Source organism: Flavobacterium sp. H122 (assembly GCF_004959765.1).
Taxonomy (GTDB): Bacteria; Bacteroidota; Bacteroidia; order Flavobacteriales; family Flavobacteriaceae; genus Flavobacterium.
In genome coordinates this window covers 407,374-416,652 of the sequence record NZ_SJZD01000002.1, presented here as the reverse complement: position 1 = coordinate 416,652, position 9,279 = coordinate 407,374, and the positions used below count along the sequence as shown (strand labels likewise).

Below are 9,279 nucleotides of genomic sequence, written 5' to 3'. Positions count from 1 at the left end.
ACCTATATTCGAACCATATCCTGTACCGTTTGAAGATGTAATTAATATCCGATACAAATTCGATTACAAATCAGATGTCAGCATTCAACTGTTTGACGCAAAAGGTTCTTTATTGATGCTGGACCGCGACAGCAATCCGTTCTACAACAAAGAAGTATCTATACGTCCTGCATTTAATAGAGGCAGAGGTCAGCTATTCTTTATAAAAGTAATGACCAACAGAGGAATGAGTATCAAAAAAGTCCTTTCTGGAAATTAAATAATATCATTTAACTAAAAAGTCCCGACGAAAATCGGGACTTCTTTTTACTATTATCTGAAATATTAAAGTAGTTATACTGTACTGATTCAACTATCCATTTCAGTACTAAAATCAGTTTTGTTTAGGACAAACCGCCATTTTACCTCTAACCTTCTGTTCCCATCTCCACGCACTCTCTAATGCTTCTTCAAGTGAAGATTGTGCCTTCCAGCCTAAAACAGTGTTTGCTTTTTGAGTATCGGCGTAAGCTTCAACAACATCACCTTCTCTCCGGCCGACAATTTTATGTGCTAATTTTTGACTGGTTACTTTCTCGAAAGCTGTAATCACTTCTAAAACCGAACTTCCTTTACCGGTACCAACATTAAAAGTTTCAACTTTTTCGGTATTTTTCTTTTCAAAAAGACGTTGTAGAGCCAACACATGCGCTTTCGCCAGATCCACTACGTGAATGTAGTCACGAATCGCTGTCCCGTCAGGAGTTGGATAATCGTCTCCAAAAACAGACAATTCTTTTCGCAGTCCTATAGCCGTTTGTGTAATGAAAGGCACAAGATTTTGCGGCACTCCTAACGGCAATTCTCCTATTTCTACCGAAGGATGCGCACCAATAGGGTTAAAATAACGCAATAATACCGCATTGACCGAAGACACTTTAGCAACATCAGTTATAATCTCCTCACCTATTTGTTTGGTATTTCCATAAGGAGACATCGCACTTTGCACCGGTGCATTTTCAGTTATAGGCATTGCTGATGCCTGACCATAAACCGTACATGATGAACTGAAAATAAAATGAGCCTCTTCCTTTTGTTGCAGCTCCTGGAGTAAATAAACCAACGTGTTAATATTGTTTTCATAATACAACAACGGATTTTCAACGCTTTCACCCACAGCTTTACTCGCGGCAAAATGAATTACCCCGCTGATATCACTGCATTTTTTAAAAAAATCCTGAACAGATTTCTTGTCGCGCAAATCTATATTTTCAAACTCAGGCTTCTTTGCAGTAATATTCTCTATACCCTGTAAAACTTCAATAGAAGAATTTGACAAATTATCTATTACAACAACATCAAAACCTTCATTTTGCAATTCTACAACAGTATGCGAACCTATAAAACCTAAACCTCCTGTTACTAATATCTTCATTTTTTATACAGATGAAAGAAAATAGACTTTTAGATAATAGATTTAAAACTAATAGTACAAGTCTTTCTTCTTTTTGTCTTTTATCAATTATCTCTTAAAAATTCTAAAACCGCATCAGTGATAAACTTAATCTGCTCATCATCAAGTTCTGTATGCATTGGTAACGCAATAACTTCTTTAACCAATTGATTCGTAACAGGAAAATCGGCCTCGTTATAACGAGAATCCAAATACGCTTTCTGACTGTGTAACGGAATTGGATAATAAATCGCACACGGAATACTTTTTGCCTGCAAATGATCCAGTAAGGCATCACGTTTTCCGTTGGTAATTCTGATAACATACTGATGAAACACGTGATCATCTCCATTAATATCAAACTGAGGAACCACAATATTTCCGTTTACTGAAAGCGCTTGATTGTATTTATGGGCCGCGTCTCTGCGTGCTGTATTATACGTATCCAAATGCGGTAATTTCGCTTTTAGAACCCCTGCCTGAATACTATCCAAACGTGAATTCACACCTACCACATCATGATGATAACGAACATACATTCCGTGATTCACTATGCCACGGATAACATGAGCCAACTCATCATCATTCGTAAAAATAGCACCGCCATCACCATAACATCCTAAATTTTTAGAAGGGAAGAATGATGTTGCCGCCACATGACCGATTGCTCCTACTTTAGCTTTGCTTCCGTCTTTTGAAGTATAATCAGCCCCGATAGCCTGCGCATTGTCTTCGATAACATATAAATTATGTTCTCTGGCAATTTCCATAATAGCATCCATATTGGCAGCACGTCCAAACAAATGCACCGGAACAATTGCTTTTGTTTTTGGTGTAATAGCTTTTTTAAGTGCCTCGATGGAAATATTCATTGAATCCATTTCTACATCCACAAGAACCGGAGTTAACTGTAATAACGCAATAACCTCAACAGTAGCGGCAAATGTAAAATCGGCTGTGATTACCTCATCGCCGGGCTTTAATCCAAGCCCCATCATAGCAATCTGTAAAGCATCAGTTCCATTTGCACAAGGGATCACATGTTTTACCCCTAAATATTTTTCCAAATCCGCCTGAAACTGATGAACCAACGGGCCGTTAATATATGTTGTAGTATCTAAAACCTCTTGAATTGAAGCATTTACTTCGTCTTTTATTTTATCATATTGACTTTTTAAGTCAACCATTTGTAGCTTTTTCATCGACAAAAATTTAGAATGCAAAGCTACTAATTTAATAGCTTTTTTAATAAGTTTTAAAAAACTAATGTATTTTAGCAACACAAAATCACAACTATGTTTTTTCTTTATACTTTATTAGTAGAAATTGTTCAGCAACTGCTTAAAATAGTCGCTATTTTCAACCCGAAAATCAAATTATTTGTCAATGGCCGAAAATCTGTTTTCAAAACACTGGAAACAAAACTTCAAAAAACAGACAAGACCATTTGGTTTCACGCTGCATCATTAGGCGAATACGAACAAGGCTTACCGGTTATGGAAAAGATAAAGACCAAATATCCCAATCATAAAATTGTTTTGACTTTCTTTTCTCCTTCGGGGTATGAAGTCCGTAAAAACAACACTGCGGCCGATGTAACAGTTTATCTTCCGCTTGACACTAAGGCTAATGTCAAACGTTTTCTGGATTTAGCACAACCCGAAATGGTTTTCTTCATTAAGTATGAATATTGGCCAAATTATCTAAATGAACTAAAAAACAGGGATATTAAAACATTTTTGATTTCTGGTATTTTCAGAAAAAAACAGGCTTTTTTCAAATGGTACGGTGGATTTTACAGAAATGCCCTGAAAAGTTTCAATCATTTTTTTGTTCAGAATGACACTTCTAAAGAATTAATACAAAAAATCGGATTCTCTAATGTAACAGTTTCCGGTGATTCACGTTTTGACAGAGTGGTTTCCATTTTAGAAAAAGACAACACGTTGGATTTTATCGAAAATTTCTGCAAAAATCCTTCGGAAGAATATAAAATGACTACTGTCGTTATTGGCAGTTCATGGCCAAAAGATGAGGAATTATTGATCAACTATATCAATAGAACTTCACATCGCGTAAAATTTATCATCGCACCGCACAACATTAAACAGGAACAGATTGTCCACTTAAAATCGGAGATTACCAAGAAGACAGTATTGTTCTCAGAAATGGAAGGCAAAAAACTTTCTGATTATGATGTCTTCATCATTGACACAATTGGTATTTTAACAAAGATCTACAGCTATGCCGATATTGCTTATGTAGGCGGCGGGTTTGGCAATCCCGGAGTGCACAACATTCTGGAGCCGGCAACTTTTGGCGTTCCAATTGTTATTGGACCAAACTATTCCCACTTTGCCGAAGCAACTGCACTTGTACACCAGAAGGGATGTATTTCTATAAACGACCAAAAAGAAATGAACCAAACGCTTGATTTATTAGTCCAAAATCCGGACGAGCGTCACGAAAAAGGACATATCTGCAACACTTTTGTACAAATGAACAAAGGAGCTACAGAGAAGATTTTGAAACACATTTAGGAGATGATGAAAAAAATAATTTTTACAATATCAATTCTAAATTTTTCAATGTCATCCGGGCAATCAAAAAAATACAGAATTTGGATTCGTTGATGAAATCAGCAAACGAAATTGGAGTTTTTAATGGAAATGTAATTGTATCTGAAAATGGAAAAATTATTTATCATAATGAACTCGGATTTACTGACTATACAAAAAGCAAAAAATTAAGTCGAGAATCAATAATGCCAATTGGCTCAATAACTAAAGAATTTAGTAGTACCGGGATTTTATTTTTAGTAGAAAATGGAAAACTAAATTTAGAAGATAATGTTTCGGATTATCTGACTTATTTACCGAATTGGGCAACTAAAATTCAAATCAAACATTTACTTCAATATACAAGTGGTTTACCAAGCATCTTCAAAAACACAAATTCTGAATACTTAGCGGAATTGAATAAAGTCAAAAAATTGGACTTTGAACCTGGAACTGGATATATTTATAGTAATGCCAACATTTTTCTCCAACAAGAAATAATCAAAAAAATCACAAATCTTTCTTACGAAGATTTTTTAAAAAACAAGTTCTTCAAGAAACTCAAAATTAGTGGTGGAAAAACACCCAAAGATTCCATATTGATAGCAAATATGGCTGGTTCATTTGACAATGACTTTAAAGAAACAACTTTTATCCACGGTGGTGGAGAAATGTATTTTTCAATAACTGATTTATATAATTGGGTAAATAATTTGCACAATGAGAAAATAGTAAATAAAAACTCTTTGACCATTCTTGCTAAAAGTTTTGACAAAAATTCTGAATCCAGTTTAGGAAATACAGTTATTGAAAATAATGAAATTACAGAACATTCCCATCAAGGCTCTGGGAATAATTATGAATCATATATTTATTACGAATCAAAAAACAGAACAACTATTGTATTAATAACCAACAATCAAAATTTCAAGCTAGGTGCGATTACAGAATCAATATTGAATATTTTAGCTGAAAAGCCTTTTACTATTCCAAAAAAATCCATCTATCTTGATATTAGAGGTAAATTATTGGAGAATTTTCAAAATGGAATTTCATTTTATGAGCAAATTAAATCAACTCAGAAAGAAAAATATGATTTTTCAAACGAAGTCTCTGATTTGATAAATACCGGAAAATATTTAATGAGAAGAAATCGATTTGAAGATGCAATCAAAATTTTTCAGTTAAGTACAACAATAGATTCAAAAAATACAATTGCAATTTCAAGTGCATATTCATTTATTGGAGAATGTTACAACAAAATGGAAAAAGCAGATTTGGCGATTATTAACTTAAAAAAAGCATTAGAATTTGACGCCAAAAATAAAAATGCAGAAGAAATGTTGAAACGAATCGAAAATAAATAGATACTATCCTAAAAAGTGTTAACTACAAACTCATTTTTTCTTTAAACAAACTGGATTGCCTTCTTGAGATTTCAATTTTTGAATCATCATGAAGATGTGCCAGTAAGTTGCCGCTAAACCATAAATCAATATTTTTCACATACCCTATATTGATAATTTGGTTTCGGTTGGCTCTAAAGAAATCCTCCGGTAATTTCCTTTCAATTTGGTTTAACGATTTATTTAGTATTGCTTTTTGGTCATTAAAATGCACTTTGGTATAATTCCCGTCGACTTCAAAAAGATGAATATCGGCCACTTTGACCAGCCAGCATTTTTCTCCGTCTTTGATAAAAATCTGATTGGAAGCCTGTACTTTTTTTTCTGATTGTTCTGTTTTTTCAGTCAGTTTATCTTTAGCTTTTTCCATCGCTTTTGCAAAACGCGCCGGACTGACAGGTTTCATTAGATAATCAAGTGCGTTGTACTCAAAAGATTTTATAGCATATTCATCAAAAGCAGTGGTAAATACCGTTATAGGTACATTGTCCAGCATTTCCAGCAATTCGAATCCGTCTTTTTCAGGCATGTTGATATCCAGAAAAAGCAAATCAGGCTGAACATTGTTAATTAACTCAAAGCCTTCGTCTACATTTTCGGCCTCTCCAATCACTTCAATTTCTGAGTGATTTTTTATTAATTCCTTTAACTCATTACGTGCCAGACGTGAATCTTCAACTATAACAGCTTTTATCTTTTTCATACTAGGTTACTAATGGTATTTGAATTTTTGCAACAACTTGATTGTTTTCTTCGTAAAGTTTAAAATCAGCTTTATCTGCATACAATAAATGGAGTCGGTCTTTTATATTTTTCAAGCCTATTTGAGTCGATTCACTCTTCAAAAGCAATTTACCTGTGTTTATAACAGTTAAATTAAGGAAGTCATTTTCAGTTCCGGCAATTAATTTCACCATTCCTCCTTGTTTTAAATTGGAAATACCATGTTTTACAGCATTTTCAATCAGCATTTGCAAAATCATTGGTGGAATCTGCAAATTCAATGTGCCGGATTCCAATTCTTTTATAAACTGCAACCTGTCTTCCAACTGAATTTTAGAAACAGCAATATAATTATCAACCATTTCCACTTCTTCATCCAGACCAATTTTATGAATATCATTTTTAGTTAAAGAATAACGAAGCATTTCTGAAAGCCGGGTAATCATTTCTCTTGATTTCACCGGGTCCTCAAGAATCAATCCTCTGATATTATTCAAACTGTTAAACATGAAATGAGGATTTATCTGTCCTTTTAAAGCATTGAGCTGTGACTCTTTTAAAGATAATTCCAAATCACTTTTCTCTCTGTTGAAATTATTTATCTTTTCGATAAATTTTAAATTACTGAAAAAGAAATACCAGACGGAGATAATAAAACAATTCGTGTAAAATGTCAAAAGGACTGTTGGTATAGTGGTTATTTTCGACCATACAAAAGTTGTGAAATAAGTCACAGGGAAATAAAGCAAAAGCCACAAAACAGAACTTATAGCAATACTCACAAAAATTAATCTGAAAAAAATACTTAAATAAGGTAAGTCTTTAGCAATATGAATATTATTATAAAGCAATACATTAAAAAATACCCCTACAATCAACCATAATAAAAATTCAGAAGCAAAATAATTATATAAACCCAACTGAATTATGTTTTGGCTTTTACCCAGATAAATCATTAAAAGGCAAAGCACCCAGACTATACAAACAAACAACCTTGGATTCCTTAAAACACCATTAAACATCATAAAGTCATACAATTACAGAGGTTATTAAATCAACAATTATTATAACCAAATTAAGTAAAAACTGTATCATATTATTTTAGTTTAAACTACCCTTGGCAAATTAAAATACCAAAGGTAGTTTTATTTTAATTATTTTAAATTTTCAGCAAAGAACCCCATCATTGTTTTGTAAAGCTCGATTTGATTTTCTTCTCTACCAAAACCATGTCCTTCATTGTACTTAACCATATACGGAACTTCAAATCCTTTTTTTCGTAAAGCGGTTACAATTTGATCTGACTCAGTAATATTAACTCTTGGATCATTTGCACCCTGAACCACAAACAAAGGTTTTTTGATTTTGTCTACCTGATAAAATGGAGAAACTTCTTTTGCAATTTTTGCCTCAGCAGGATTATCTAAATCATACCAGATTTTCTTTGCCGCTTCTTTATAAGGCTTCCAATATTCAGGAAAAGAACCAAAAAATGTTTCAATGTTTGAAATACCTACATAATCAACACCGCAAGCATAGAAATCAGGTGTTTTTACCAATCCCATCAAAGTGGCGTAACCTCCGTGACTTGCCCCGTAAATGGCAATTTTCTCTTTATTAACCCATCCTTTTGACAAAACAAATTGCACACCATCTTCTAAATCATCCATCACTTTCCGGCCAATCTGACCAAATCCTGATTTCAAAAATTCTTTTCCGTATCCTCCTGAAATTCTAAAGTTAACCTGTAAAGTTGCATATCCGCGGCTTGCAAACAATTGTGCTTCCTGATTAAATCCCCAACTGTCTCTTATAGTTTGCGGACCACCGTGAGGATTTACAATCAAAGGCACCTTTTTTCCTTGTAAAACTTCTTTTGGCAAGGTGATATAACCATGTATTAAAATTCCGTCACGGCTTTTAAAAGAAATCGGCTGCATTACAGCCATATCTTTTTCCTCAAGTTTAGGCATCAAATCAAACATATAAGTCAATTTATCTGACTTTGCATCGTATTGATAGTATTTACCGTAAATTTTATCACTAGAGACAACAATCAGCATTTTTTCCTCATCGTCACTCTGTGAAACAATTGTAAACTGCTGTTCTTTAAATTCTTTCCGTAGATTATGATACGTCTTTTTGAAAGACTTGCTCACAGGAATTATAGTATTTTTTTCCCCGTTAAATCCAACATAATCAATTTCAAAGTTTCTTTTTTCAGAAAGCCCCAGATAATTTGAGTCGAAGGTAGGATTTGAATATATACTCTTTAGTATTTTGTTTTGATTCAAATCATACAAAACGATCTGCGTTTTATCCGAATCTAAATTTGAAATCACATAAGCATCATCAGGATTTGGAGTCTGATAATTTAAAGAAACAACATTGAAGGTCTCTGACGATTCATATTCTTTTATCAGTTTAAAATCACCGGAAACTGAGGACTTATAATAGTACTGCATATTAATACCGTTAACTATTTTTGTAAAGCCAATTAAATTACCGTCTTTGTCAAAACTATACCCCATTATAGGATTTTTAAGATCAGTATTTGTATATAATTTTTCTATTGCTCCTGTCCTGCTATTAATCTTATACGGCTCCTTAATTTGTTTATTATCTTTATTCATCGTAACGATAATAAAGTCCTTTTGATTTTTTATTACAGAAGTAATTTCTGCCTGAACACCATCAAAGGGAGTCAAATCAATAGTGCCGGAACCATCGATAGCAGCCGAATAAACATGTCTGTTTTCATTGCCTCCTTTATCCATTACATAAGCTAACCGCTCATTATTCAACCATACATACCCTCTGATAAGTTCTTCTTTTTCTTCTATTACAAGAGAAACTTTCCCGGTTTTTATCTCTTTTACATACACATTGCTTTTGCCGTTATCTGTTTTTTGAAAATAAGACATAAGCAAACCATCCGGAGATAACCTAAAAGTTCTCGCTTTTGGCTTTGCAAAGAAATCCTCAACTGAATATTTATAGGTTCCATTATCCAAAGAGGCTAATTGTGCTAATTTTTCTTTGGAAGTCACCAGCGATGCATTTCCTTTAACTAACTGTTCTTTTGACATTTGCCCGTAATTTGAAACCGACAAAAGCAAACCGCACCCCAATGCAATTGTTTTTAAATTTTTCATTGTTT

8 protein-coding genes are annotated in these 9,279 nt (G+C 33.5%); 3 read left to right on the top strand and 5 right to left on the bottom strand.

The window, feature by feature from the left end; all coding sequences use genetic code 11:
- A partial coding sequence (locus tag EZM65_RS15445; RefSeq protein WP_169051639.1) for a hypothetical protein occupies positions 1–259 on the top strand: 259 nt, incomplete at its 5' end.
- A 114-nt stretch (positions 260–373) separates the two neighbouring features.
- On the opposite strand, the gene galE is transcribed toward EZM65_RS15445, so the two are convergent.
- Together galE and EZM65_RS05360 are read right to left on the bottom strand one after the other, a co-directional pair.
- Positions 374–1,414, bottom strand: a complete 1,041-nt coding sequence (galE, locus tag EZM65_RS05365) for a UDP-glucose 4-epimerase GalE (protein ID WP_136667515.1) — start codon at positions 1,412–1,414, stop codon at positions 374–376.
- A gap of 83 nt (positions 1,415–1,497) precedes the next feature.
- Positions 1,498–2,634 carry a DegT/DnrJ/EryC1/StrS aminotransferase family protein gene (locus tag EZM65_RS05360; protein WP_136667514.1) on the bottom strand — a complete coding sequence of 379 codons (1,137 nt, stop codon included), beginning with the start codon at positions 2,632–2,634 and terminating at the stop codon, positions 1,498–1,500.
- 93 nt (positions 2,635–2,727) lie between these two features.
- Between EZM65_RS05360 and EZM65_RS05355 the strand changes: the two genes are divergently transcribed.
- Both EZM65_RS05355 and EZM65_RS05350 read left to right on the top strand, forming a co-directional pair.
- Positions 2,728–3,972: a 3-deoxy-D-manno-octulosonic acid transferase gene (locus EZM65_RS05355; RefSeq protein WP_136667513.1), complete on the top strand. Its 1,245-nt coding sequence runs from the start codon at positions 2,728–2,730 to the stop codon at positions 3,970–3,972.
- 92 nt (positions 3,973–4,064) lie between these two features.
- Entirely contained in the window at positions 4,065–5,357 is a 1,293-nt protein-coding gene (locus EZM65_RS05350; RefSeq protein ID WP_136667512.1) for a serine hydrolase, read from the top strand.
- Positions 5,358–5,379: 22 nt separating this feature from the next.
- On the opposite strand, the gene EZM65_RS05345 is transcribed toward EZM65_RS05350, so the two are convergent.
- The 3 genes from EZM65_RS05345 to EZM65_RS05335 form a co-directional block, all read right to left on the bottom strand.
- Positions 5,380–6,099: a LytTR family DNA-binding domain-containing protein gene (locus tag EZM65_RS05345; RefSeq protein ID WP_136667511.1), complete on the bottom strand. Its 720-nt coding sequence runs from the start codon at positions 6,097–6,099 to the stop codon at positions 5,380–5,382.
- A gap of 1 nt (position 6,100) precedes the next feature.
- Complete coding sequence (locus EZM65_RS05340; protein ID WP_248574826.1) at positions 6,101–7,039, bottom strand: sensor histidine kinase; 939 nt, start codon at positions 7,037–7,039, stop codon at positions 6,101–6,103.
- A gap of 234 nt (positions 7,040–7,273) precedes the next feature.
- Positions 7,274–9,274, bottom strand: a complete 2,001-nt coding sequence (locus EZM65_RS05335) for a S9 family peptidase (RefSeq protein WP_136667510.1) — start codon at positions 9,272–9,274, stop codon at positions 7,274–7,276.
- Positions 9,275–9,279 lie beyond the last annotated feature (5 nt).